Source organism: Quyinboa sediminis (assembly GCF_042219855.1).
In the GTDB taxonomy this organism is placed as follows: domain Bacteria; phylum Bacteroidota; class Bacteroidia; order Bacteroidales; family UBA5342; genus JBHJHP01.
Genome location: NZ_JBHJHP010000001.1, coordinates 209,383 through 235,236, shown reverse-complemented (window position 1 = coordinate 235,236; position 25,854 = coordinate 209,383). Strand labels below are relative to the sequence as shown.

The 25,854-nt window shown below is 39.9% G+C and carries 19 protein-coding genes; 7 read left to right on the top strand and 12 right to left on the bottom strand.

Going from position 1 to position 25,854, the window contains the following annotated elements; genetic code table 11:
* Nucleotides 1–159 precede the first annotated feature (159 nt).
* Together ACE1EF_RS01120 and ACE1EF_RS01115 are read right to left on the bottom strand one after the other, a co-directional pair.
* Nucleotides 160–1,419 carry a Y-family DNA polymerase gene (locus ACE1EF_RS01120; protein ID WP_375718758.1) on the bottom strand — a complete coding sequence of 420 codons (1,260 nt, stop codon included), beginning with the start codon at nucleotides 1,417–1,419 and terminating at the stop codon, nucleotides 160–162.
* On the bottom strand, nucleotides 1,419–1,868 hold the full coding sequence (locus ACE1EF_RS01115; protein WP_375718757.1) for a LexA family protein: 450 nt from the start codon (nucleotides 1,866–1,868) through the stop codon (nucleotides 1,419–1,421). The genes ACE1EF_RS01120 and ACE1EF_RS01115 overlap by 1 nt, the downstream gene beginning before the upstream one ends.
* A gap of 160 nt (nucleotides 1,869–2,028) precedes the next feature.
* Here ACE1EF_RS01115 and ACE1EF_RS01110 point away from each other — a divergent pair, with 160 nt between their 5' ends.
* Genes ACE1EF_RS01110 through ACE1EF_RS01100 form a run of 3 tightly spaced genes read left to right on the top strand, consistent with a single transcriptional unit; the run spans nucleotide 2,029 to nucleotide 4,789 of the window.
* On the top strand, nucleotides 2,029–2,499 hold the full coding sequence (locus ACE1EF_RS01110) for a TlpA disulfide reductase family protein (protein WP_375718756.1): 471 nt from the start codon (nucleotides 2,029–2,031) through the stop codon (nucleotides 2,497–2,499).
* Between the two features lies 1 nt (nucleotide 2,500).
* Entirely contained in the window at nucleotides 2,501–3,997 is a 1,497-nt protein-coding gene (locus tag ACE1EF_RS01105; RefSeq protein ID WP_375718755.1) for a DUF6029 family protein, read from the top strand.
* A gap of 18 nt (nucleotides 3,998–4,015) precedes the next feature.
* A complete protein-coding gene (locus ACE1EF_RS01100; protein WP_375718754.1) occupies nucleotides 4,016–4,789 on the top strand; it encodes a T9SS type A sorting domain-containing protein in 774 nt (257 codons plus the stop codon).
* Nucleotides 4,790–4,892: 103 nt separating this feature from the next.
* Here the strand turns inward: ACE1EF_RS01100 and ACE1EF_RS01095 are convergent, their stop codons facing one another.
* The 3 genes from ACE1EF_RS01095 to ACE1EF_RS01085 all read right to left on the bottom strand — a co-directional run bounded on the left by ACE1EF_RS01095 (nucleotide 4,893) and on the right by ACE1EF_RS01085 (nucleotide 10,456).
* A complete protein-coding gene (locus ACE1EF_RS01095) occupies nucleotides 4,893–5,921 on the bottom strand; it encodes an endonuclease I family protein (RefSeq protein WP_375718753.1) in 1,029 nt (342 codons plus the stop codon).
* A 1-nt stretch (nucleotide 5,922) separates the two neighbouring features.
* Nucleotides 5,923–7,644, bottom strand: a complete 1,722-nt coding sequence (locus ACE1EF_RS01090) for a DUF5689 domain-containing protein (RefSeq protein ID WP_375718752.1) — start codon at nucleotides 7,642–7,644, stop codon at nucleotides 5,923–5,925.
* Between the two features lie 67 nt (nucleotides 7,645–7,711).
* Nucleotides 7,712–10,456: a hypothetical protein gene (locus ACE1EF_RS01085; RefSeq protein WP_375718751.1), complete on the bottom strand. Its 2,745-nt coding sequence runs from the start codon at nucleotides 10,454–10,456 to the stop codon at nucleotides 7,712–7,714.
* Between the two features lie 142 nt (nucleotides 10,457–10,598).
* On the opposite strand from ACE1EF_RS01085, the gene ACE1EF_RS01080 reads away from it, so the two are divergent.
* Both ACE1EF_RS01080 and ACE1EF_RS01075 read left to right on the top strand, forming a co-directional pair.
* Nucleotides 10,599–11,636 (top strand): endonuclease/exonuclease/phosphatase family protein, encoded by a 1,038-nt coding sequence (locus tag ACE1EF_RS01080; RefSeq protein ID WP_375718750.1) that lies wholly within the window; start codon nucleotides 10,599–10,601, stop codon nucleotides 11,634–11,636.
* Between the two features lie 6 nt (nucleotides 11,637–11,642).
* On the top strand, nucleotides 11,643–12,158 hold the full coding sequence (locus tag ACE1EF_RS01075; protein WP_375718749.1) for a hypothetical protein: 516 nt from the start codon (nucleotides 11,643–11,645) through the stop codon (nucleotides 12,156–12,158).
* On the opposite strand, the gene ACE1EF_RS01070 is transcribed toward ACE1EF_RS01075, so the two are convergent.
* From ACE1EF_RS01070 to ACE1EF_RS01055, 4 genes are all read right to left on the bottom strand, one after another.
* Nucleotides 12,149–14,575, bottom strand: a complete 2,427-nt coding sequence (locus ACE1EF_RS01070) for a DUF5916 domain-containing protein (RefSeq protein WP_375718748.1) — start codon at nucleotides 14,573–14,575, stop codon at nucleotides 12,149–12,151. The two genes, ACE1EF_RS01075 and ACE1EF_RS01070, sit on opposite strands and share 10 nt — an antisense overlap.
* A 254-nt stretch (nucleotides 14,576–14,829) precedes the next feature.
* The gene (locus ACE1EF_RS01065; RefSeq protein WP_375718747.1) at nucleotides 14,830–15,720 is read right to left on the bottom strand and encodes a T9SS type A sorting domain-containing protein; all 891 of its coding nucleotides are present in this window, start codon (nucleotides 15,718–15,720) and stop codon (nucleotides 14,830–14,832) included.
* A 236-nt stretch (nucleotides 15,721–15,956) separates the two neighbouring features.
* Nucleotides 15,957–16,940, bottom strand: a complete 984-nt coding sequence (locus ACE1EF_RS01060) for a tRNA dihydrouridine synthase (RefSeq protein WP_375718746.1) — start codon at nucleotides 16,938–16,940, stop codon at nucleotides 15,957–15,959.
* A gap of 71 nt (nucleotides 16,941–17,011) precedes the next feature.
* A complete protein-coding gene (locus ACE1EF_RS01055) occupies nucleotides 17,012–17,917 on the bottom strand; it encodes a helix-turn-helix transcriptional regulator (RefSeq protein WP_375718745.1) in 906 nt (301 codons plus the stop codon).
* Nucleotides 17,918–18,041: 124 nt separating this feature from the next.
* Between ACE1EF_RS01055 and ACE1EF_RS01050 the strand changes: the two genes are divergently transcribed.
* On the top strand, nucleotides 18,042–18,740 hold the full coding sequence (locus ACE1EF_RS01050) for a hypothetical protein (protein WP_375718744.1): 699 nt from the start codon (nucleotides 18,042–18,044) through the stop codon (nucleotides 18,738–18,740).
* A gap of 12 nt (nucleotides 18,741–18,752) precedes the next feature.
* Here ACE1EF_RS01050 and ACE1EF_RS01045 read toward each other — a convergent pair whose 3' ends face one another.
* The 3 genes from ACE1EF_RS01045 to ACE1EF_RS01035 form a co-directional block, all read right to left on the bottom strand.
* The gene (locus ACE1EF_RS01045; protein ID WP_375718743.1) at nucleotides 18,753–19,850 is read right to left on the bottom strand and encodes a fatty acid desaturase family protein; all 1,098 of its coding nucleotides are present in this window, start codon (nucleotides 19,848–19,850) and stop codon (nucleotides 18,753–18,755) included.
* 181 nt (nucleotides 19,851–20,031) lie between these two features.
* Nucleotides 20,032–21,984: a hypothetical protein gene (locus ACE1EF_RS01040; protein ID WP_375718742.1), complete on the bottom strand. Its 1,953-nt coding sequence runs from the start codon at nucleotides 21,982–21,984 to the stop codon at nucleotides 20,032–20,034.
* Nucleotides 21,985–21,991: 7 nt separating this feature from the next.
* Entirely contained in the window at nucleotides 21,992–23,827 is a 1,836-nt protein-coding gene (locus ACE1EF_RS01035; RefSeq protein WP_375718741.1) for a DUF3857 domain-containing protein, read from the bottom strand.
* A 200-nt stretch (nucleotides 23,828–24,027) separates the two neighbouring features.
* On the opposite strand from ACE1EF_RS01035, the gene ACE1EF_RS01030 reads away from it, so the two are divergent.
* On the top strand, nucleotides 24,028–25,824 hold the full coding sequence (locus tag ACE1EF_RS01030) for a T9SS type A sorting domain-containing protein (protein WP_375718740.1): 1,797 nt from the start codon (nucleotides 24,028–24,030) through the stop codon (nucleotides 25,822–25,824).
* The last annotated feature ends 30 nt before the right edge of the window (nucleotides 25,825–25,854 follow it).

Below are 25,854 nucleotides of genomic sequence, written 5' to 3'. Positions count from 1 at the left end.
ATGATGAATTAGGAATTTATTCACTCTCTGCCACAACATGGCCGGTTATTGAGTGTACCGATGCTAATCGGTATGTATCGAAGGAACACGATAGGAATGAGGAATGACGATGAACGTCTCACGATTGACCTCTCACCTGAATCAGAACCACATCATATCCTACGCTTTAACAACAATGATCTCTTTCAAACGAGTGGTGTAGCGCGGTGAGAGTTTTTCCTGCCGCATCTTCCATAAACGATCCGGATCCTGACTTCCAAGTTTCACCTTTTGCTGGCCCATGGTCAGGTTGATTTTATCGATGGCTTCCATCAGAGGTTTGTGTTTAATATTGGGTGGTTCAAACAGATTAAGCTGACAGGTGTCATCCTTTACCAGATCCATCACCAACACACCAGCCCGTTTATATTCAAAGCCTTCACGAAACATTATCCGTAAAGCCCGCGTTGCCTGTTTGGATAATTCGATAGCGGAATTGGTAGGATTTGTGAGTTTAACCATTACGCTGGGATCATACTGCGGTAAATCACTTCTGAACCGGTTCGTTCCCAGGAATACCATCAAACGGGTACAGGTACTGTGTTGCTTTCTCAGTTTTTCGGCACAACTGACCGCAAAAGAAGAGACCCGTTCCCGTAACTGCTCAAATGTGGTATAATTCTGATCGAACGATCGTGTGGTAGCAATGTTTTTTTTATTTACGGTATGTTCCAGATCAAGTGTAGGCTGTCCCTCCAGATCTTTTTTAAGCCGCAAACCAACCACCGTGAGGTTTTTACGCACCCAGCCGTCATTCAACAGCGTAAAATCGTACGCTGTGTTCACATCCATCTTATTAAGTCGTTGTGTATGACTTTTACCGATTCCCCAGATATGCTTCACCTTCAACCACTTTATGGCCTTCAGTCGCTTTTCTTCAGAATCTATAATGTAAATGCCACCCGTCAGTTCGCTGAACTTCTTGGCTATCCTATTGGCTGCCTTGGCCAGTGTTTTGGTTTCAGCCATTCCTACACTAATGGGAATTCCGGTAGATCTCGTCACGGCCTCCTTAATTTTCCGGCTCAGCGCTGGAAAATCAGTATTACGATCCACTTTAAACCTCAAAAAAGCCTCATCAATACTGTAAACCTCAACATCGGGTGTAAACGTTGCCAGGATAGCCATCACCCGTCGGCTCATATCACCGTATAAGGCATAATTTGAAGAGAACACATTGACTTTGTGCGCATCGAATATATGCTGATATTTGAATGCGGGTGCCCCCATGGGTATTCCAGCCTTTTTGGCTTCATCACTCCGGGCTATCACACAACCATCGTTGTTGGAGAGTACCACCACCGGTTTTCCTATCAGATCCGGACGAAAAACCCGTTCACAGGAAGCATAGAAATTATTGCAGTCAACCAGTGCAAACATCACAGTGATTTTATGACATAGGTTACAATACCCCAGACGATGAAATCATTTTCAGCGGTTACTTTTATCGGCTTAAAATCTTCATTGGCCGGAATAAGCCAGCAACAGTCTTTTTCAATTTTTATTCTTTTCAGCGTAAACTCGCCATCAAGGTAGCAGACTGCCACCTTGTTGTTTTCAGGCTGCAGGCTTTTGTCCACAATCAGTAAATCACCGTCATTTATACCCATATCCTGCATGGAGTTTCCGCTTACCCGACTGAAAAAAGTAGACACCGGATTCCTGATCAGTTCCACATTCAGATCAATGGCAATATCCAGAAAATCTTCTGCGGGTGAGGGAAATCCTGCTTTTATGCCGCCCGCTGCCAATTGACGCTCGAGATGTGTATCCACGGCAGCAGAAAACATCTCCAGCTCCTTGCCTCTTCCAAACTTTCTCACTTTCATATTAATCTGAATTTCAAAGCTTAATACACCTCAGATCTACAGGGTGTTTTTGTACAGTTTCCGAGATTTCTGAAAAATAAAATTACAAAAAACAATCCTTTTTGTAAGGAAATGATTTTGTGTTCGTCTATTATTTAAAAAGAATCTAAATTACAGACAAATGAAGATACTCATCCCGTTAATTTTCATCCTGATAACCTACCGGTTGAGCGCTCAGAATATGGATTTAGAATTAAAATCCGTGGACAACCGCTGGGTGAACCTGGAAGATCTGCAGGGTGAACAACTAACCATTATCGACTTCTGGGCAACCTGGTGTAAGCCATGTCTGAATGCAATGCCAAAGATCAACAGTATCTATGAAATGTATAAAGATAAAGGTGTGAATGTAATCGGAATAAATGTGGACAGTCCCAGGAACCATTCAAAAGTAAAACCATTGCTCAGTTCTCTGAAAATTACATATCCTGTATTATATGACATGGACGAGGATGTGAAAAATGAATTGAACGTAAGTGTGTTGCCGACACTCTGCATCCTGGATTCAGAAGGGAAACTGGTTTACACCCACGAAGGATTTACACCGGGTGACGAAGAAAAAATAAAGGAAGAAATTGAAAAACGATTGTAAAATGGCCCGCTTCGTTATTCCCATATTACTGTTATCTTTTCCCCTGAAAACCCTTGGGCAGCTGTCGCTGTATCATTTGGCAGAATACCAGCATGGCAATATTCCCGGAACAGAACCTGAAAACCTCAACACCCTGTATGATCAGTTTAACCTTCAGTATCGCTGGAAACCATTAAAAGCCAGTCTGCGCATTGAACAGTTTTACTCGCCTGACTCCTTAAGTGGTGATTACCAAAAGATATCGCAGTTTTTACTGAACTACAGAAAGCGTGGTCTTGACATAAAGCTGGGCAACTTTTACGAAACATTGGGAAAAGGACTGCTTTTCAGAGGATATGAAATAAGCAATGCCGTTTATGAGGATCAGGTTTACCGGGTGAAACAAGGGTTTTACAAAGATTTTCTGGGTGCTTATGCAGGCTATACCAATCAGTGGTTTTCAGTTAAAGCCCTGTCCGGGAAAATGCTGAATAACCAGTTGCCTATTACCAGCAATAAGCGAAGGGAAAATTATATAAATGCCGGCGAGGCACAGGGATATTACAATTCGTTTTATTTCGGATCTGTCATAATGAATTCCATGTTCAATAATAGAACCCAAAATTTCCTGAGCCTGTATACCGGTGGTTCCATCGTACAAAATATCAGTTATTACGGGGAATATGCCTCTGCCGTTGGTTCGGGTCAATCGTATGTTAACACATCCATGGACAGCCGATACGGCGCTTATTTTAACGTGACCTATTCCATTCCCGGATTCGGTATCAGTGCTGAGGTGAAGGATTATCACAACTTTTTCATCGGTTCCGGTTTTTCGGATCCGCCAACATTGGTTAAGGAACATTCTTATCGTTTGCTGAACCGGAGCACCCATGTACCGGATCTGAATAATGAAAGCGGCTACCAGGTGGAGCTGTTTTTTGCACCGACCGACCAGCAGCTAATTACAGTGAACCACTCCAGGACTGTCAATAAACTCTACGACAACTTTAGCTCCTTCGAATATTTTGTGGAATGGTATGCTACAATTTGCAGATCGAACCAACTGAAACTATTTGCAGATTTTTCCGGAGATGAAATCAGGTTTGAACCGGAACGCTATACCACAGGAATATACTACACACATTATCTTGGCAAAGAATGGAGCCTGACCCTCGAATCGGAAGCGCAATGGTTGAAGCGGCAATTCCCAAACAGTGCTGCCAGTAAGTACCATAACCTGTTTGGCAGTCTGGCGGTAAATTTGTCAACCACGCTTTCTGCAACATTTGTCCTTGAATTTACGGATGATCCGGTTGCTGCAGACCTTTCCAACACAGCAAAAATAGAAACCAGTCAATTTTTCCCGGGTCTGAGCCTATCCTACCGGCCAGACCGCAGAAACGCCCTTCAGCTTTTTGCGGGAGAACGACGTGGCGGGCCTGCATGCAGCGCAGGAATCTGTTACGAAGTACTGGATTTTAAAGGCATTGAATTAAGATGGATATTAAAAATATAACATTTAAATGGATACATTATGAAACGTTTCGCTTTACTTTTTACAGTCATCTTTGGGGTTAGTTTAGCACTACCGGCAAAAGATATCGGATCAACCGCGCCGAACTTCACACTGGATAAGCTTACCGGTGGTAACGGCATGTTAACGGATTACAACGGGAAGGTTGTTTTTGTATTTATGTTTGGTTATGCCTGTCCGTATTGTATTGGTGCGGCACCCCAGGTGAAATCACAAATTCTTGAAACATTTAAGGACAATCCGGATTTTGTCGCCATCGGTATAGATACCTGGAATGGGAGCACATCTCAGGTACAGAATTTTAAAAATTCCACTTCACTGGACATGACCATGTATCTGAAAGGCGGCACTGTGGCCACAAGCTGGGAAACCACGTATGACCGTCTTATTGTTATCGGCGCTGACGGCAAATTTAAATATATCGGAACGTCCGGTGCCAGCAGCACCATAACCCAAACCAAAAGTGCCATACAGGAAGCTTTAAATGATGTTACAACACCGATTGAAGAGGTAAACTCAGAAGCACTGAAACAGAACTATCCAAATCCGTTCAGGGAAAGTACAACGATTCCTTTTCAGCTGGAAACCGGAAATGACGTCAGAATTGAGGTGCTTGATTTATCGGGCAAAAATATAAAAACGTTAACAGAGGGGTTTTATCCGGCAGGAGACCACAAAGTCATTTTCAAAAATGAAGGGTTGAAATCCGGCATTTATTTTTACCGGATTCAAACCGGTGACAGATCGGAATCGAGACTGATGACGGTGCGTTAAAAACAGATATTTCCCTCCTCTTCCTTTGCTACGAGGGGTTATTGTTTACCGTTTGAAATAATAAAAAGGGTGCAACATTAAGTCGCACCCTGAATTTATAATTTTAATCAATAACTACTTTCGTTGCTTTAGCACCCAGTTTTACGATAACCAGTGCGGGAAATCCGGTCGTTGGTATATCAGCTTTTTTTCCTGCAGCAACACTGGAATTATATATCTGTTTTCCTGCCGGATTGAACACCTGTAACGATTTGGATTCAATGCTGTTGTTTTCACAAACCACATTTCCTTTGGAATAATATACACGGTCAGAAGATTTGTCTTTTGCATCAATTGCGGCATTTTTGCCCCAAATGGCGTTTACAAATTCAGGATGATCGATGAACGGATTGCGGTTATTCTGGTAACTGTAAATCACGTCGTTCCTGTGGCGTTCAAAATCGTCCGGAGGGTCCTGCTCATTCCATTTTAACAGGGTACTAAGCTTGCCATGATAAGGCTGATAAAACGTAATAGAAGTAATAGATGGCACTTTATCCACAACCTGCAGATCAGGAAAACCGTCTCCGCCATCATAGCGTACATCCATATACAGAATGATCCTGGCTATATCACCTTTCACTTCATCACGGGGCTCCCAGGAATCATCATCTGTATAGCAACCTGTTTTATAAGGCGAGGAATAACCCGAAGGCGGGGAGTAATCACTCTCCTGCCATCCTCCTTCGTCAAAATCCTTATTGGAACGGTCGGCATTAACCGACTCATCGGCTGGTTTCAGATTATGCAAATCAGATCCGGGACCATCATCTGTACCAAAATCGCCATGCGACTTTGCCCAGACGTGTTCACGGTTCCATGTTTTACCGTAATCCCAGGTACTGCTTACGCTGTAACCACCGTAAACCAGTATAATATTACTGCTCTTATTCGGGTCCCGGTCTGTTTCATCCAGAATATAGCGGGCATCACCATAAGTGAAAACCTTGTTTCCTTTAATTATCTGATGCAGTTTACTGTGTAAGGCCTCACGGTACAGGCCTTCTGTTCCATCATAATATCCGGCGGGTATCTGTGCCTGAATCCAACTTAATCCTACCAGCAATACCCCCAGTAAAACGATTCTTCGCATGTTAATTCGATCCATTTATGGAAACTGTGCTCACTTCCCAGGTCACAGCTTCAGAAGCAGTAGACAAATATTTTAATGCTACATAGATATTTCCACCTGAATACGAAGTAATATCAACATTCTCCGAATCCACAAAATTCCAGTCGTTACCTGCAGGTTTTGTATTGAATTCTATCAAATTCCATGTTCCCTGCTGATCCGGACTTGATGTCCCATCGTAATCATTCGACACTAAAACCTGACAATCGCCCCATCCATTCGTTTTAATATAATTCATAGCCTGACGTACCTGAATACTTACTGTGGAATAACCCGCTGTATTAATGGCTGGCGAAACAAGCCAATCCTCATTAGCTCCCTGCTGATAAGCATTAGCAACAGCACAACCACCGTCAAATGTACCATAATTCCATTCTGCTGAACCCGATACATTAAACGCCGTAAACGCGTCTATATTACCGGAAAATGTCTGACTGTAGATTTGTCCTGCGGGTACATAATCCGGATCAATACCGGCACCGTCCATCCAGTAACCGTTTACATTTTTAATGCCAGGTATCCCAAAGTATGCTGTCAACTCACCTTTAACAATCACTTGTTTCTTATGAATTCCAGCATTATCGGCAAGATTCAGTGCTGTACGAATATCACCAAAAGGCAACTGAACCGGCACACAATTGTTGACATCAGTTTCTTCCGGATCATCTGCAAGTAAGATATTTGTAGATGCAGTGAACGGAGAAGTAAATGTTGCAGTGCTGAGGCTTATATCGTTAATACACCCAACGATATAACCTTCTACCCAAACCGTACTACCCTGATTGTTGATGGCTTTCTGCACATTATACGGATCATCTTTTGTTCCGGTTCCCTGTTCTTCACCTCCACCGGTAGATCCGGTATAGCGAGGCTGATCAAACTGCACATCTTTGGTATCTCTGATGAATAACTGCTGATCTGCATTAAATACACCATATACAGCAACCAGAACGCCGCTTCCTTCAGGTAAAGTATCTCCGGCGAAAGAAGAAAAATCACTGTTTCGCAGTAAAATAGTACTGCCGGTTTTATTTTCAACCACGCTGCGATTTCTTGATGTTGTTGGATCACCTGCATTTGCATATGTTGCATTTCCTGCCTGACCATCAATAAACTGCATATCCTTCAATGCAATTAAAGTATTGACATTCTCATCAGATAACTGACTTAAGGTTAAGGTATCAGGAACCGGCGTGGAATATGTACCGGTCAGGTAAAATACATCAGGAAGCATAACGGGAGGCATTCTTACAATATTTGTAAAGTTACCGGAAGTTTCAACAGAACTCCCCATCTGGATTACACCGGCATAATTACCAATATACAATCCTTTACACTTTACAAGCACCTCTGCACCCAGCGGATATTCTACATAAAGATCATACTGATCTATCTGGAATTCTATTCCACCGGTTGAATCCTGCAGAATAAGTTTTTTGTATATATTTCCGGATTCGTCGCTGGAAATAACTGTTGCCTTTAAGATGACATCTGTTTCAATCTGATTCGTATCCTTATCGGTATCATACATTGCCTTTAATTCAGCAATAGTTGTATTGGCCTCAAAATCATATTCTTTTGCTACCGGTGGCTCATCAAAATTTTCGTGAATACACGACCATGACAGTAAAGCCAGCAATGTCATGAAGATAACCTGTTTCATTTGTGTTTTATAGTTTTTCATTGTTCTTATATTTTCAGCTTCTTAAATCTTTTGTCTTATGTCTTAAATCTTTTGTCTTATATCTTACTTAAAAGCTCAGGCTGACATTTAAAAAATAATTACGCCCGTAGGCATAATAGTATTTATTCGGATATTTATTCGGATCTTTTCCTGTATAGTCAAACCTGTACTGCTCATAACCTCCGGTCACAATATCCTGATTATTAAACACATTTGAGATATTAAGTGATGCAATCAGGTAATATTTACCCAGATACCATGATTTACCCACAAATACATTCGTATAGTAAGCATCGCTAATTCTCTCCTGATCAATAATCTTATGGTAAAGTGCAAAGTCATCTGCATTATTAAGGTTTAGCCCCTGAACCGCATTTGTTGTTCTTCTGGCCGGATTAAAATCAAGGTAACGATCTGCCAGATAATTGACATTGAAACCTGCCCACCAGTTTTTGGATCCACGGTAATCCATACCCCATGAAGCTGCGGTCTGCGGTGTCCCGGGAACATAAAATCCTTTGGCATAAACTACACCGGACTCCTCTTCCACCAGCGCAGCCTGGTTATCAACATAGGCCTGAATGGTTGGTCTGGAGGTATATACATACTCTCCCAAAGACACCACAGCACTGGTCTTTAATCCATCCATGATGGTATACTCAAAGCCAAATTCCATTCCCCGATGACGGGTATCTATTCCGGTTAAAATATAGTTCAGCAGGTTCTGATACGCATCATGATAAAAGGATACGACCTCTGTGTTGTCTTCAAATTTATTATAGTAACCTGTAATACGTCCGGTCAGTGAGGGCAGGCGGAAGATATACGATGCTTCACCACCATAAACCACTTCACTTTTTAAGCCGTCAACAATCTGATTCCTGGTTCTGGGTGAAACAAAAGCATTTCTTACATACGGGGCCTGTGTCATATACATGGCATTGGCTCTCAATATATGACGACCACTGATCTTATAATCCAATCCGCCATGAATACCATAATTCAGAAAGCTGGAGTGCTCACTCTCACCATAAGAATTATCAGGGAATAATCCTTTTTTGGTGTATCCTGTTCGCCAGAATTCTGTTCCGGAAAGTTTTGCGGAGAGGAAAGCATCAAAATCCACGGTGTTAAATGCCAGTTCGGCCCAGGTTTCCCAGGTCCTTACATTGGCAGCATAATCATGTGAATACTTATCACCTTCCTTCAGTAAACGTCCCGGATTATTCAGGTCGTTGTACGCAATTTGCGGATCAGGAAAATCACGTTCCGCAAACTTGTCTATATCGTAAAAATATTCTCCACCCAGCAGGTCCTCCACCACATTGTAGTGACGACCATCATAATATCTGTAACTGGCACCAGCATTCAGATTCAAACGTTCTGACAATTCATGGTTAAATATCATGTTTGCCGAAGCGCTGTTTTTTTCTGTTACCCTGTTCTCAATAATATAACTTGAAACCAGTCCTGTAAACTCCGCATCAGGATTACCATCAACACCTGTAACGGTCATAGGCCTTCTGTTAATATCATACAGGTTTTGCCAGTTGACCTGTCCTGTAACGTCCGGTTGTGTTAACCAATAGGAGCGTACTATGTTATAGTTGATTTCGTTATCCTTGTAATAACTTGGGAAATAACGGTAATAATCCGGTCTGGGATCCTTACCCCGTAACCAGTTCAGTGCGGTATAACCGTTTTTTGCCCGCGAATAGGACAATACGGTTGTCAGTTTTGTTTTATCACTGATCTGCCATTTGTAGTTCAGAATGCCTGTCGGTTCAAAATAAGACGACACCCTGGAATTTCTTTTTTCACCATTCTGATATCCCCAGTAAGGATTATAATAGTTTGTGCCTGTCAGTTCAGCGGCTTCTTTTGTAATGGCAGAATTACGTCCGCTGCGGGATGGTGCGGCAAAGGCTGTGAACGTTAAATCATGTTTGGTTCCAAAACGTTTTCCCACACTCAGGAAGCCTGCATAAGCATCATAAAATGTTCCGGGGACATAACCTTCTTCAGCCCACCGTTTAGACAGCGATGCTGTGACTGCCCAGTTACCTTTCAACATGCCTGTTGAATACGTCATCATCACCCTGTTACGATAGTTTCTGTTGGCTGATGAAAGGGTGGTTTTAAGTCCTGTCCGGTACAAAAAAGGTGAGGTATAGATATAACCGGAACCACCAAGCTGCCCGAAATCAAAATCAGAATTCGCCATACCTCCAATAACCTCCTGGTTGCGTACAGCATCGTTCAGACCGCCGAATATACCATAAGTGGCTCGCCCGGTTTCCATGTCGTTTACGGGGGCGCCGTTAAACCACAGATTATAATACCTGGAGTCCAGACCGCGTTCATTAAAACGCATCACTCCGAATTCATAAGAGCTGACCTTATCAAAAACATCCTTTGAAGATGTCAGCATACCTGTTGCCGACTGCTGGTTATCCAGGTCATCCTCGTCATCGGTTACAACGACCTGCGACAAATCGATCTTGGTTACATCAGCAAACTCATCCTTGGTGAGTTCAATCAACAAAAAATTCTCATCTGCCGGCAATACCAATGTATTTTTGGTATATCCCCTGGCTTCTGCATAAATGATCAACTGTCCTGTCTGATCCGTTTTCATTTTCCAGGTGCCATCCTCAGATGATACAATATCTCCCACACCATCAATGGTAATCATAGCATAAGCAATAGGGAGCCTGCTTTCGTTGTCAATCACTTTTCCGGAGATTTCCCTGTTTTGGGCTGATAATACCGACAGTGTGAGTAACGAAAGAAATAAAAAATAAAACCTCATACCTGTGTTTATATTAAATGTGTGTTCTTAAAGAAGAGAACGAAATTATACAATAACAACCTTTTTTCAAATTGTTTGTTTGATTCTTTAAAAATCCATGCGAAATTAATTATTTTTATCGCACACAAAACGAATAAAAGTCATGTTTAAGTTTTTAGCTTCAGTCCTGATATCAGGACTTCTCTTTTCTGTTCAGTCAGCCAGTGCCCAAAAAAAGATTGAACGTGTGTCCATTGGTTTCTATAACCTTGAAAACCTGTTTGATACAGAAAATGACACCACCATCAACGATGAAGAATTTCTGCCTGAAGGTGGTATGAAGTGGACACAACAGAAATACGAAAACAAATTACAGCATATGGCCTATGCCATCTCAAAGATAGGTGACAATGTTAAAAACGGACATCCTGTGATTATGGGTGTAAGTGAAATTGAAAACCGGCGGGTGCTTGAGGATCTGATCAATACAAAGCCTCTGAGTGAACAAAACTGGAAAATTATTCATTTCAATTCGCCCGACAGACGAGGAATTGACGTTGCTCTACTCTATCGTTCAGGTTATTTTATACCAACAAACATCCATCCATATCCTTACCACCTGGTGAGCAAACCCAATTTCAGAACGCGTGACCAACTGCTGATCAGTGGTCTTTTGCTGGATGAAAAAATTAATATTATTGTGAACCACTGGCCTTCACGTTATGGTGGTGAATTATCCAGTCGTCCGCTTAGGGACAGTGCTGCCGTTTTAACACGTCACATTACTGACAGCATCATGCAGGATGATCCTGAAGCTAAAATCATCATAATGGGTGACCTGAATGATGATCCTATCAACGAAAGCGTTCAAAAATACCTGAATACAACTGACAATAAAAAACTGGAAGACGGCCAGTTATACAATCCTATGCTGACATTATTCAATAAAGGCCTTGGTTCACTTGCCTACAGAGACCAGTGGAACCTTTTTGATCAGATCATCATCTCTCCGGGATTATATAAACCCAAAGATAACTCGTTCGAATTTCAGAAAGCCTTCATATACAACGAAGAATTTCTGAGACAACAGGAAGGGCGGTATAAAGGTTATCCGCTGCGTACCCATGCAGGCGGTGCATATCTGAACGGCTACAGTGACCACTTCCCGGTATTTATTTTGTTGAAGCGATATATAAGGTAAGATTCCATGCAACGTTTAAGGGTATATGATCCTCATTCGTTAAAACACTTTATGAAAATTTATGGTTTGCTGCTCCTCTGCCTGGCAAGTCTGATGGCATGCGAAAAATCATCTGAAGGTGAATATTGTTATATTGATCCGAATCAATACGATATTGTAATCAAAACCGGTACCTTTTGTGGCTGGTGTGCCGGAGCCGATTCCCTGCTTATAACAAGCGAGATTATAAATTATGGCTGGAAGGATCCGTGTGACAATAATGATATTTTTAAATCCTTCACAACTGACTCTGCTGATTTTGAAGAGCTTATAAATCTTCTTAACTATGACGAATTTAAATTGTTGGATCTTAATTCCTGTAATGTTTGTGCAGACGGTTGTGATACATGGATTGAAATATTAATGGATAATAAATCACATTACATCCGCTTTGGTTATCGTGATACAACAGCCATTGCTCCAATTTTACCACTGGTAAACAAACTTTCTGAAATAAAAGCTTCACTGCATTCTCAGTTGTAGTGCTTTTTAACCAGTGTATTGTAGTCTATATAATACAGCACTTTCAGTGAGATACTGTTGGTTTGAGAAAGGCTCAGCGTATGATCAAGATTTGAAAAATAGTTTTTCATAAGATCATCACATACATCCAGCGAATTCAGTTTCCATGCCAGAGACATTTCACTTCCGGGGGCAAATACCCAGCGAAGCGACATATCTATATTAAAGACATTAAAATTAACATCTTCGTTTTCGGAATAGGATGGATCGGCGGACAGAGAACCGTCGGTATTGAGCAGATAGTAATCGAGATAATTTGCACATGACCAGTAATGCCGGGCTCTGAAACGCATGGACAGTTCATTATTAAACGCATAGGAAGCTGACAGCGTATTTGTAATTTCAGCTACATCCCGCCGCCCGAACCAGACAGTGCTCTCATCTTCGCTTTGACCAACATATCCTCTGTCGTTCCATATCTTGTTCTCCTCCAGCTCATATTCCAGGTTCAGCCGTTTACCGGCTTTCATATTGACACCCGCATCATACCCCATCTCTTTTTTATCACTTTTTACATACCTGCTGCTACCGATATGGCCCCAGAAGGTAAATATTTTCCGGTTATCTGTTCTTAAAAAAAGGTTGATCCAGGTATGTCCCGCTTCGGTAAAATAGCGACCATCAACCCTGGGTTCATAATAATCGTTGTGCTTAAAATTATAACCGGTATTCCATTCCATGTAGTAGTAATTCTTAAACTGCTCAGAATTGTAAATGCCCCATTCATTTCCTGCGGCCACAAAAGGGTCATAAATTCTGGAATGAAAATACCAGGTTTGGGTAAACATTTCGCGAAAAATCCAGAATGGCTCAATAATGTTACGTTGTAGCATGAGCTCGGTGTGCACTTCATTGTTGCGCCGCAGATAGCCCAAATCATTGGGATTAAATGTATCATCAATCACCTTCTGCAACAGGGTATACTGCCATTTTCCACTGTTTTTCTCAAGCTGTAGCTTAGCCTTGAAACCGGTTTGAGTTTTTCCATCTTCAAGTCGGTTGCTTACCGCTGCTGATCCCTGAACAGCATAGGTTTTACTTTTGTCGCGGATCAGGAACTGTGTGCCGCTGACATTGGCATAAAACGGATTTCCCCACATGGAAACATTGGTATTGATAAAACTGACATACGAATTGTTTTTTAGCGACTGATCCAAAACCAGTACATTGTAATTCGTGAAAGGCTGAACTCGGGTTTTTCTTGTATCTCCTGTTAACGTATCCCGGATTTCAGCATCAGATGGCAACGACATGGCATTCAGAACACCTATTGCCAGACCTTTGGGCGAACGTCCGGTTATTTTCGTGGCATTCACCAGTTGTGTTTCGGTGGGTAAAGAATTTACAACTTCATTTTCTTTTAATGCATCGCCTGCCTTATCACCAAAAACAGGAGCTGCTCCTATCCTGCGGGAATAAAAAATATCAGCCCGCTGAAACAGTTCGGTTCCTTCGTTAAAAAACTGACGTCGTTCATCAAAATACAACTCATACGGGGACAGATTCAGTTCCTGATCATCAGACTGTACCTGACCGAAATCCGGAATGACCATCATATCCAGCGTATGGCTTTCACTTAAGCCATATTTCAGATCAAGGCCACCTTTGTACAAAAAATGCGGTTTTTCTGATCCTGAAAATTCAAGATAGGTTGCCGCATACGGAGAAAAAGATAATCTCACAGGAGGCTTAATATCTTTTATACCACCTAACCTGCCCTGCTGATGGATAAACCCACTGACATTTCTGTCCACAAAATTCCATGAGTTATTGGAGTCGAATCGCCGGATTCGCCTGAACATGTTCATCCCCCAGTCGGCCGTATTATGTTCAGGAAACCGTAAAGCCGAATATGGTATTTTCATTTCCACAATCCATCCCTTATCCGTAATCCTTGTTTTACTCTCCCATACGGCATCCCAGCTTCCATCCTCATTGTCATGTTCTTTTTTAATGGCTTTAATATCTGTTTGGACACCGGCTGGATTTATAAAAAATCCATAAGCCAGTTGTCCCTGGTTATACGGATCAAGATATACACCAAAATAATCCGACATACCAATGTTATCGCGTTCCGTCACGTAATTGTAAATACTGTCCGGTGCTGAATCGTATAACATGGCTCCAAGGTAAACCGCAGTCTGATCGTAAAAGAACCAGACTTTTGATGGTTGCATGGCAGGCTTGCCGTTAAACGGCATGAGTTGAAGAAAATCTGTTGCAGGCACGGCTTGTTTGTAACAATTCTCATCCAGAACCGCATCAATTTTTAAAGGCTTTTCAATTAAAAGCGCCTCAACTCTTTTAGTCGTATCAACCGGATGTGCAGCATAGGTCAATGCTGACAGTAATAGTAAGGCAAATGTAAGTAGTTTCATCGTAGTGTGTTCATAATTTATTACGAACACAAGCTGAAAATGTTACAAAAACAAAGGAATTTATATTTGCTATCCGTATTGTACAGGAAAACAAATAATTATTAATACAAGCCTTTATTTATCACGTCCCCAAAGGGACTTAAATAACAGCAGGTATAATATTTACCAATATTAAGTCCCTCCGGGACTACTTAGTTTGTGACATTTGATTGGTAATTCAGTGATTTATTCCATTTAGCGGTTTGTTATATTCATTATTTCTCCAGAAGCACCTTTTTAATTGTATGCTGTCCGCTTTTATCCTTAATATTCACAAAGTATATCCCGCTCTCAAGATTCTTTAAATCAATGGTTTTATCTTTTGTTGTTAGTAAACGAACACCCATCATGTTGTAAACTTCACAATAATCAAATTGATTAACGTCAATATAAATCATTCTGTTTGTTGGATTTGGAAATAAATTAATTTCTTTAATTCTATTTCCATTTATTGATGTTTCATCATCCTGATAATAACAGGTATTATAAACGGTATCCTGATATATTTGTAAATCACTTTTATAGGCACATAACAACCTGAAACCAGGATCTTCCATTTCATAATATGAATACAATAATCCATGCAAACTTCCGATTCCCTCAATCCAATATTTATCAGGAATGTCATTTATTTCATGACCTAAAATATATTCTATTCCAATCCTTTTACGGGGAATATCTTGTATTATAACTGTATCAACAGAAATTACAATCGAGGGCTGCTCATACTTAAATAAATACGACAACTCTGATACCGTATCGCCAATTTCAACGTTAAAATTATACATAGAACCTCCCTTCCCAAGAGTATCTTTATAAAAAACTTCCTGGTCAATTTCCCATATTACACCAAATAGTTTCCATGTTCCTAGTGAATCTTCACTCAGTAATACCACTTTACCCTTAACCGTGTCAATAAGGGTATCTTGCCCTAATTTCATTATATGCATCTTATTATAAAATTCTCCGTCATACCCGTATTCTAATATATTCCATTGTTTATTTGAAGTAACAATAGAATCATATGGCATAGAATTAAAAGGAAAAACATTGACAGACATTAGCATGAGAACCGAGAGAATAAAGTAAACCTTTGAGGATTTCATAAGAGATTGATTTAATGCTTATTTTGGAATATTGAATATAAATTTAAACCAAATTACTCAAAACTAAATCACGGAAAACCGTGAAACTATATATCACATAAAACTGTTAGTTTTCTTCTGCATTATGTATATATAAAGGATTTATGTACATACAATTATATGGAACAGATCTAAATTAACAAGATGTATTACAAGAGTGTTTATTTTGAAAATATGCACTGTTATAATTCGAATTATTACAAAAATGGTATAATGATTTTTCTGACTTCATCCGGTTCATTGCAAACCATCAGTTGTGCGCGCAAATCAGAAGCATTTTCAAAGCCGTTGGCGTAAATCTTAAAAAAACGCTTCAGAATATTAAAGTTACGTTTCTCCTGCCAGGCCGCTTCATACAGGTCAACATGCTTAAGCAAGACCTCCAGTTTTTCAGTTTTGGAAATATCAGTTTTGGATGGATTGAAAAACCACGGATTCTGAAAAATACCACGGCCAATCATAATACCATCAGTGCCATATGTTTTGCAGAATTCCACGCCTTGTTCGTAACTCCAGACATCACCGTTTCCCAGGAAAGGAATTTCAGGCGCCAACTGATTTCTAACCTCCACGCCTTTTGCCACTTCGTTCCAGTCCGCCGGTTTTTCCGACATCATTTTTTGTGTGCGGCCATGCAAGGTTATGGCTGCCGGATTCACCTCGCAAAGTTGCGTGATCCAGCGCTCCGTTTCATGCTGCCGGATTCCGGTTCTTGTTTTCACGCTCACCGGAAGATTGGTGGCTTCTTTTGCAGCCAAAACTATCTCCTGAGCTCTTGTCGGTTGATCAATAAGCGCTGAACAGGCACCATTCTTAACCACATTTTTTACAGGACACCCCATATTGATATCAATCCCGTCAAAGTTATAATGCTCGGTAATATATTTTGTGACCCGGTTAAATAATTCCGGTTCCTTGCCCCAAATCTGTGCCACGAGTTTTACGCCACTTTTTTTCAACCACTGCCGTTCACTTTCAGTGACCACCAGTCGTTCGGCTACCCTCTCCCGTCCAACAGGATGGTTCATTCCGTCAACAGATGTAAATTCTGTAAAAAGTATGTTTAGTTTCCCCGGTTCAGAAATGCGCATGACCAGCTCGCGAAAAGCTGTATCGGTTACGTCTTCCATTGGGGCCAGTGCAAAAACCGGTTTTGTTATGTCGTTCCAGAAATTCTTCACGGGATGCAAAAATACAGTTTCAGGTCATTATCAACAACTAAAACACGGAATGGTTTGAACAGTTAAAAGGATCAGCGCTTTTGGTCATGAAACAATTTGACCAGTTGCGTCCGGTTTTTAACACCAAGCTTCAGATAAATCCTTGAATTATGATCCTTTACTGTTTGAAGGGTAACAAACAATTTATCGGCTATCTGCTGATTGGTTAAACCGTTTTGTATTTCGCTGATCACTTCCCTTTCACGCAGCGTTATGCCATAGGTTTTATAAATCCGGTCTGCAGAACTTTCATTAACTTCTGGTTCTGCCGTTGTGACAAAGCCATAATATACGGCAACCGTAAATCCGGTCATCACAAGAAAGTATACAAGGTTTAATGCGGAGATGAATAAAAGAACATGCTCAAAAAATAATAGAGCAAGGTTACCCAATGCCACAACACCAAATCCTGTAGCCAGTATCATTCGCGTTCTGAAATCAATGCACTTACAATAAAATAAAACGGAAAAAGCCACCCACAAAGAAAAAAGTGAGATGAGAATCTGATTTATCTGCACCGTATTTTTAAAGAAGTTGTAGTTATACAGGTAAATATAAATACCTGTTAGAACCAGAACCAGTATGGTTCCTGATAAAAGTTTAGTTATAAGCCTTTTTATCTCCGAGTTATGATATATCCAGTAAACAAGCAAGATAAAACCGGCAAACATAAATGGAATTCCCAGGGCCTGATTCACATTTTGAATCATATCATTGTTGTTTGCATAGCTTGTTTCCGGTAGAATGATCCGGATGAACAACTTTCCCCACAACACATAAAATCCGAAAGTATATAACAGAACCATCGCATAATGTATCTGCCTGAAGTCGGTTCCCTTATGTTTTTGTTTCAGCCGGAATAATAAAAGTACTCCTGTAACTGATAGTGCAGCACAGAAAACAAAGAATAACCATATAATCAATAGCCCGTAATTCATTGGTGAGCTAAAAGTATGTAAGATATTACAATTGAGTACACTACTAAAGTAGTTTTTTTACAAAACACTACTTTGGTCGTTAAAAACGTAAAGTTAATTACCCTACGTTTGAAATAAAAAAATCATGGAAATTATAGATTATCAATCGTACTATCCGTCTGTTTCCTTTAGTTTATCCAAAGGGTGGGAAAAAATGCTGAAGTATTTTCTTCCCTTGTTTCTGGTAGCCATCATAGTTGCCCTAATTGACGGGCCGTTTAATGCAACGGCAAAACATGGAAACTGGAACATCCCATTTATCATTGAGTTTTTTGGGGTAATAGTCGGAACCGCTTACTTTTTCCTATTGCGACCTTTATTTCACTATAGCTCCGATTATATCTATATTCAGGCTATAAGAGATGGTGAAGTTGAAATCAGAGATATCGTAATAGCCTTCAACAGGTACTGGAACGTTGTATTGGCAAATCTTCTGAAAACCATGTTGGTGGGAATGGCTACTGTATTGTTAATAGTACCCGGCATTGTTGTTGCCTGCCGTCTGGCTTTTGTGTCTTACCTTGTGATGGATAAAGAGATGGATGCCATAGAAGCTGTTGAAACCAGCTGGAAACTGACCAGAGGATTCGGATGGCGCATTTTTGGACTGGGATTCCTGTCTGTTTTTATCGTCATTTTTGGATTCATTCTGCTGATTGTAGGTGTATTTCCTGCCTCAATGTGGGTTAGTGGTGCATTTGCAACCATGTACCAGGGTGCACTCAATCAGCATCCCGAACTGTTTCCGGAAGAATACGATGTTGAACCTCAGCTTATCGTGTAGATAACACCCGGTTCAGGCAGACATATTTTTACCCAGGCGTCTCAGCATAAGAAAATGACTGTAGACGGCTTTAATAAAGCTGGACTGAACGTGATAGGGTAACTGATATTTCCGGGTTGTTCGTTTCACAATTTCTGACAGGTTTTTATAGTGTACATGGCTGACAGTAGGAAAAAGGTGATGAACCACCTGAAAATTCAATCCACCTATTAACCATGTAAATATCTTACTGTCCGGTGCATAATCAGTAGTGGTCATTAACTGGTGGATTGCCCAGCTGTTTTCCATGTTCCCTCCTACATCAGGTGTAGGAAATGTAGATGTGGGCATTACATGAGCGGTCTGAAAAATGATGGTCAATGAAAAACCGGCTACCACATGCATGATCACAAATCCTGAAAGAACCCAATACCATGCAAAAGGCATAAGAATCACCGGGAGTACGAATACAACGCCATAGTATAGTAATTTTGAAACAATAAGGTCCCTGTAAAGTTTTGCATACGGTTTGTTACTTTTTATGAAAAGCTGATTATCCCGCCAGTTCCAGAGTTGCCTGAAATCTTTAATCGTGATCCATGAAATCGTCATAAGTGTATAAAAAAACCAGGCATACCAGTGCTGAACTCTGTGAAACTTATGATGCGGCTGATTGGGAGAAAAACGAAGATATCCTGAAGTCTGAATATCCTCATCAAAACCGTCAATATTTGTAAATCCATGGTGCAGTGTATTATGCTGGAATTTCCAGGTAGCCGGGAAGCCACCCAACAGATAAAGAGAGTTCCCTAAAAACGCATTGATTCTCTGATTGCTGGAATAGGTTCTGTGATTGGCATCATGCATTAAAACCATACCGAGACCTGCCATTCCTACACCCATTACCCCCCAAAGGATTAACATAACAGGTATTGAAGTAATCAGTCCTGCCATCATTAAAACGAAAGGCAGAATGTACAAAACAAGCATTAATGCTGATTTTATCTTAATGCCTGTATTGCCATATTTTGATATATTTCTATTTTTAAAATAGTCGTTAACCTGTGTACGTAAATCATCAATAAAATCCGACTTAATATGATTGGCGTAATTAATTCTCTTAGTGCTCATAAAAAAACATGTTAGTTAAAAACCCAACAAAAACTATCTACTTAGAATTTAAATAAAGGAAATCTTTGCTTTGCTCGTAGCTATAACATATAAAATGCCTTCATGTTTTTAAAATTGAAAATATTTTTGAATTAATAACGCATATTAGACTTATTAAGCTTTGTTTAACCGGCTTTTCAACTCATACTTTCTTTAAAACAATATTTTCATTCGCTTTCTCAAGAATAAGCTCATAATATGACTTTAACTTTTCATAATCCTGTGCAGGATACTCTTTATCCTTAAACTTATAAGACAGTAAAACGATAAGTTCGTTTTGATTATTACCTTCCTCAATACGGTATTCAAGCTCAAACAAATCATTATCCACCTTTTTATTCAAAGGTTTAAAATCGACAACATAGCCATCCGGAATTTTCATCGTTGTATGAAACTCATTTTTACTGATTTTCACCATATCAATCGGCAGTTTGCGTTCTTTCTGTTTAAAGGGATTATCAGAACCTGCAAACGATAGAAATGGCGCCACATAAAGTTTATCATTTAGCCGGGTAAGTTCTATTTCGCTTTTAAAAGCTGCAAGATAAGGCTTGTTTCTGTCCTTTGCATTTTTTATAAATACAACGGAATCAATTTCGTCCCCCAGTAAATCTTTATAATACGATTTTAATTTATCTTCGTTTCCTCCGATTATTCTTCTCAGATTCAGTGCTTCATATTCTGATGCAATAACCATTATCTCAGCCGTTGCCTTTTCAGGTTCAACATTCAGTGTGATATTTCTGCGGTAGTCTGACTCAATTTTTGTATTCAGGTTGATCCATTCAACTGGTCCACGTTTTACAATTAACCCTCTGTCGTTCAGACAGCGTTCAGGAATCCGCCTGTCATCACAGAGATAATCGGCTCCATCAGTCAGGTACGAGTGTTCGCCATCTTTTACATAAACAATCTGATAGTTAAAGAAATCTGCAAACGGGTATTTATGTTGTATTTTACCATGCTCCCTTGTGCTTAATAAAACCGGATATGCCTCAAATCCGGCAGCCCTGAGCAATCCGGTCAGGAACAGGTTTATTTCAGCGATGGTTCCTCTTTTTTCCTTAGTCAAATCCTTTACTGATTTTGAAACCCCGTCACTGGTAAAACCATCCCAGCTGTAACCTGATTTTACGTAATCAACGATGTACTCAAACTTTTCTTCATTTGGCATGGCCAGCACCTTATCCATGTCCAGAATTTTTGGTGCTGATTTCTCACATTTCTTAATGAACTTACCAAAATTCGGACTTTTTTCATACTCCTCTACCATAGATTCCCAGGTGGTCATGATATCCTGCGTTCCTCCCTGTAGCTGATGTATTTTGGCCAGCTGAAAATCAAGTGATAGAATATAATCATTTTTGGATGTAATAAATGATTCATCGCGGAATGCAGGGACATTTTTCATTCCGACCCGAAAAATATTATCCTTAAACTTAAGACCGGCAAAATAACGTTCTGAAGAAGATACCTTATTTTCATACACATCAAAAGAAGATGCACCTTTTAAAATATACACATATTCATAAAAAGGGATCATCCGTGTAACATATTCACTGTAAATGGTTGGTATCTCAGACTGAAATTCCCAGTCTCTTAAATAAAATATACGCGGTGAATAAATATCATATGAATATTCTATGACCGATCCTTTTCTGACGTCCGGAATAACAAATTTGTACTTAACATAGTATTCGTTAACCTTTTCAATCTGTACATCCTTTTTATCCAGTTCGGTTTTAACCAGCTGGTCTCCATCCAACCGGAATGAAGCAGCTTTTATCTGTTCTACTGTTTCATAAATATCCCGTGTCCGATATATGAGTATTTCCACCTCTGCATAATCCAGGCCGGCATCATCAAGAATCTTAATTCTGGTTTGCCGCGAGAAACGAATGATAAACCCCTGACCGTCTTCATGGATAAACGCAGACTCCCCAAGATCAAAAATTGTTACAGCCTCAGCATCCGGGTCGTTATCGTATGTTGTCATTTTTAATTCAGACATACTGACACCATCACGTAAAACCTTTTGTGCGTTAAGTCCAAACAGGCAGGAAGATAAAACGATTAACAGGACAATCTTTTTCATTGTATAATTATTTAAGTGTGAATACCAAAAAATTCTTCTTTTCAAACTGTTGGATCGAATCCATAAAGGCATAAAATTCAGGATAGTTTTCTACAGGGTAATTCCCTGCATTTAACCTGTAATTCCGGATAACAAGTACCTGGTCACCTGAGGGTATAAAACGATAAAGGAACTCTCCGAAAGGCGACTTAATTTGAAAATCCTTATTCTCCATTCCTAGCCTGTATCCATTTGGAATAGTATAATAAACTGAATCAATTTTATAGTATGGATAATCAATCTGCAGGTCATATTTTCTTTTATCCGGAGTTTCCATTTCGGGAACATATATTTTAAACTGTCTGACCAATAACTCATTATTGCTCTTAATGACAGCCTTATTAGAAGTACTCTTATACTTCACAACAACTTCCTTTTTTTCTTTATCCGGACTTTCAAGCTTATAGTCCTCCAACATAAAGCCCTCATCTGCAAGGTTGTCAAAAATCAACTCTTCAACATCCTTGTCTGTAAGATTCGTTGTCATATTATCAAACATCTCAAACATTCTTCCTTTTAATTTAGATGTAAAATCTGCTTTAACAGTTGTAGAAGATATATCAACAGTACCGGTTCTGGATTCAAGAACATCTTCAGGTTTTAAGGCAGGTGTTTTAACAAAACGGCTGTTTTCACCATCCACAACAAATGCCCAGCGGTTTTGGGTAAATGAACCAAGATAATTGTAGGGCCCCTTACTGGTACAGTCAAGCCACACGGTATCGTGCTGCATTGGAATAAAAAGTATAATATGGTTAAACTGCTGGGCTACAAAGTTAAGGTCTACCGGCCTTACTTTACTTCCTGCATATACCTTGGTATAAAAGGATTTGATACCGGCAAATTCCAATGCACTTTTAAAATAGTTGGTCAGGGCTTTACAATCGCCGTAACCGTTTTCACAAACATAAGAGGCACTGTTTGGTAAAAGTCCGCCAGTAGCCAGAGAGATGTTCACATAACGTTTTGTCTTCTGCATATCAGCATATAAAACTCTTATTTTTTCTTCATCACTACTGCACTTATCTGTCAAACGCTTAATCTTCATCTGTTCTTCATAAGTGAGTTTATTCAATCCATCAAGCAGACTGCTCTGCCATTCTCCATAGGCTTCCCAACTGGTACTTTTTCCATCTTCAACAAAATGAAAGGCATCCGGCACAATGCGAACACTCGGAAAAATACTGAACTGATGCGGTGTAAAGTATTCATAACTGACCGGCAGATAACTGGCTTCCCATCTTAAGTGTTTCTGTTTTCCATCCGATTCAAATAGTGAGTCAGAAACATGCTGAGCCTTATAATGTACGGGAAAATCCGCCGGGATATATACATCCAGACTGGCCGATAATGTGGCAACCTCATCGTCCATTACCGGCGACCACCACTCCAGATAGACATATGATTTACTATCCGTTTCATACTCATATTCAATAATATATGGATAATTATTATGCTTTATCGGACACAATTTGAGATAGTCATCCTCAAAAAAAGAAAAATCAGAAATATCGCTTTGCACATAAAAATCCTTGTTTGAAAACTTTTTCAGAACATTTCCATTGCTATCTTTCAGATATGCATAATTAATTGAAGCTCTGTTGGTTTCTGAATAGGGTATGCCGATTACGCTGTAGTCATCACCGGAGCGGTTCATAATCATTATTTTAATATGATTTGTAACTTTTTTCCTGCTCCCTTTCACTTCCACTTTTGTGGAATAATTCAATAATACGGCGTTCGATTCTGAAGCAGTCAATTCTATTGATAGCAACAAACAAACAGTGAGTAATATATATTTCATTCAACAGACAATTAAAACTGAACTAAAATAGTTATTCTATCAGAAATTAAAAAATTTTAACATAATACCTGCAACCAAATTCATGAATATAGAATCATTATAAACGACTGACGTTTAAACTTCATACTTTTATTGATTATGGACCTCTCAAGCTGATATTTTATCAAAGTGAAAATTTAAAGAACCCCAAAATTCTTAACATGAAATACGTATACTCTCTTCTCGCTGCTCTGTTTTTTCAACTGACGCTTATATGCGCTCAGGTTCAGCTTACCGAACATTCGGACTTTACAGCTGGATGTATTGAAACATCCTTTGATTATACTAACCAGGGTATTGCTTATACCCATAATGATTCAGTTATACTCGACCTGTATTGGTCGGAACAATGTTGTGCGAATTTTTCGCTTAAAATTAATGCTGAACCTAACGATACCATTTTCATGGAGTTAACTGATACTGCCGAAGCGCAATGTGATTGCATGTGCCGGTTTGAAATCAGAATAAATGCCGGACAGAAAGTGATTGGTACAGAAACAGTAAATCTAAACGGGAAAAACTATCGAATTCTTGACGAAGATTATAAACCACTGGTTCAGATTGGAAAGTCGTGGAATGTGATGAAACTCATTCCGGGACTTGAGCACACATATTTTAACACCCTAAAATATACAATCAAAACCGGTGAAGGACATTTCTTTTGCTGGAACGGGATAAGCTACGTCAAAGTTACAACGACACTGGTATCTGTATCGGATTCCGGTTTTAATGATACCATACCGCATTATATCAGGGAAGAAAACGGTAAAGTTTATCTTCTGGATTCCACCGATCTGGCTTTTGATGGTTGTAATGAATGCCTGTTGTACGATTTCACCGCAAAACAGGGTGAAATAGTCTACCTTGGCTACGATAGCATACCTTTTGAGGTTAACGAAAAGGGGATAGATGAGATAACCGGCAGAAGGTTCTGGATTCTGAGTGACCTGTCCAATCCATATCCTTCTGAATCAGCAACATCAATACTGCCTCCACCTACAACCAAATGGATTGAAGGCATTGGAGATGTACGCGGATTACTTGAAAGTAAAAAAAGTCTTTTTATCGATGGTGCATATACCAGGCTTGCCTGCTGTAAACTTCAGGATAATGTTCTGTACCAAAACCCGGAATTTCCGGATTGTGGTGAACGACCACCATATAATTTCCTTTTGGAGATGAATAAAAAATGGACTTTTGTATCAACCTGTACCAATTATCCGGATACGATCTATCAGCTGTTTAACACGATAATTGATGCATCAAACCTGACCGTTAATCCCTATGCGATGCGGTTCAGTCCTGAGCCGGATAACAATGAAATTTATTACCAGGAGGAGAATGGCAGAGTATACTACAACGATGAAAACGGTAAAATCCTGATTTACGATTTCACACTGAATCAGGGCGACTCAGTAATTGTTGCTCCCATCACCCATGCCTATCTTTATGTTGATTCTGTTACCTATATACAATATGCAGATGACGCCGTACGGAAAACTCTTTACCTTAGTGGATATACCGGAATGAATGGTTCTGAAAACAGAATCTGGATAGAGGGAATTGGTGATCCTTATGCCCCGCTTTCTTACTGGATGCCATTAGCTACTGCAGGTAACTGTACAACTGAATTTACCTGCTGCTCGCGGAATGATATGTTGATTTACTCCAATCCTGCATATCCGGATTGTGGATTGCATCTGGCAACCAGGCAGGTACAACAACAGTCCATCACTGTATTTCCGAATCCGACCAATGGTAAGGTTATATTGGAATACGCGGCGGACGTTGAAAATGCAGATTATGCAGTGTACACAGCTTCCGGTAAATTGGTTCAGACAGGAAAAATTCAAAAAACGTTGCAATTTTATCTGGAAGATGGCGTATATCTTCTCACTGTTTCTCTAAGCACAAACTATATGTATAGAAATATAATACTCATCAATACCCGGTATTAGTCCCTGGGCTAATACCGGGTATTCTGCTGG

Coding starts and splice junctions, on each gene's coding strand:
- ACE1EF_RS01095 (WP_375718753.1), bottom strand. CDS start 5,921: ATGCGAAGAATCGTTTTACTGGGGGTATTGCTGGTAGGATTAAGTTGG.
- ACE1EF_RS01105 (WP_375718755.1), top strand. CDS start 2,501: ATGGCCCGCTTCGTTATTCCCATATTACTGTTATCTTTTCCCCTGAAA.
- ACE1EF_RS01090 (WP_375718752.1), bottom strand. CDS start 7,644: ATGAAAAACTATAAAACACAAATGAAACAGGTTATCTTCATGACATTG.
- ACE1EF_RS01055 (WP_375718745.1), bottom strand. CDS start 17,917: ATGAATTACGGGCTATTGATTATATGGTTATTCTTTGTTTTCTGTGCT.
- ACE1EF_RS01110 (WP_375718756.1), top strand. CDS start 2,029: ATGAAGATACTCATCCCGTTAATTTTCATCCTGATAACCTACCGGTTG.
- ACE1EF_RS01045 (WP_375718743.1), bottom strand. CDS start 19,850: ATGAGCACTAAGAGAATTAATTACGCCAATCATATTAAGTCGGATTTT.
- ACE1EF_RS01075 (WP_375718749.1), top strand. CDS start 11,643: ATGCAACGTTTAAGGGTATATGATCCTCATTCGTTAAAACACTTTATG.
- ACE1EF_RS01030 (WP_375718740.1), top strand. CDS start 24,028: ATGAAATACGTATACTCTCTTCTCGCTGCTCTGTTTTTTCAACTGACG.
- ACE1EF_RS01085 (WP_375718751.1), bottom strand. CDS start 10,456: ATGAGGTTTTATTTTTTATTTCTTTCGTTACTCACACTGTCGGTATTA.
- ACE1EF_RS01080 (WP_375718750.1), top strand. CDS start 10,599: ATGTTTAAGTTTTTAGCTTCAGTCCTGATATCAGGACTTCTCTTTTCT.
- ACE1EF_RS01070 (WP_375718748.1), bottom strand. CDS start 14,575: ATGAAACTACTTACATTTGCCTTACTATTACTGTCAGCATTGACCTAT.
- ACE1EF_RS01050 (WP_375718744.1), top strand. CDS start 18,042: ATGGAAATTATAGATTATCAATCGTACTATCCGTCTGTTTCCTTTAGT.
- ACE1EF_RS01100 (WP_375718754.1), top strand. CDS start 4,016: ATGAAACGTTTCGCTTTACTTTTTACAGTCATCTTTGGGGTTAGTTTA.
- ACE1EF_RS01065 (WP_375718747.1), bottom strand. CDS start 15,720: ATGAAATCCTCAAAGGTTTACTTTATTCTCTCGGTTCTCATGCTAATG.
- ACE1EF_RS01035 (WP_375718741.1), bottom strand. CDS start 23,827: ATGAAATATATATTACTCACTGTTTGTTTGTTGCTATCAATAGAATTG.
- ACE1EF_RS01115 (WP_375718757.1), bottom strand. CDS start 1,868: ATGAAAGTGAGAAAGTTTGGAAGAGGCAAGGAGCTGGAGATGTTTTCT.
- ACE1EF_RS01120 (WP_375718758.1), bottom strand. CDS start 1,419: ATGTTTGCACTGGTTGACTGCAATAATTTCTATGCTTCCTGTGAACGG.
- ACE1EF_RS01040 (WP_375718742.1), bottom strand. CDS start 21,984: ATGAAAAAGATTGTCCTGTTAATCGTTTTATCTTCCTGCCTGTTTGGA.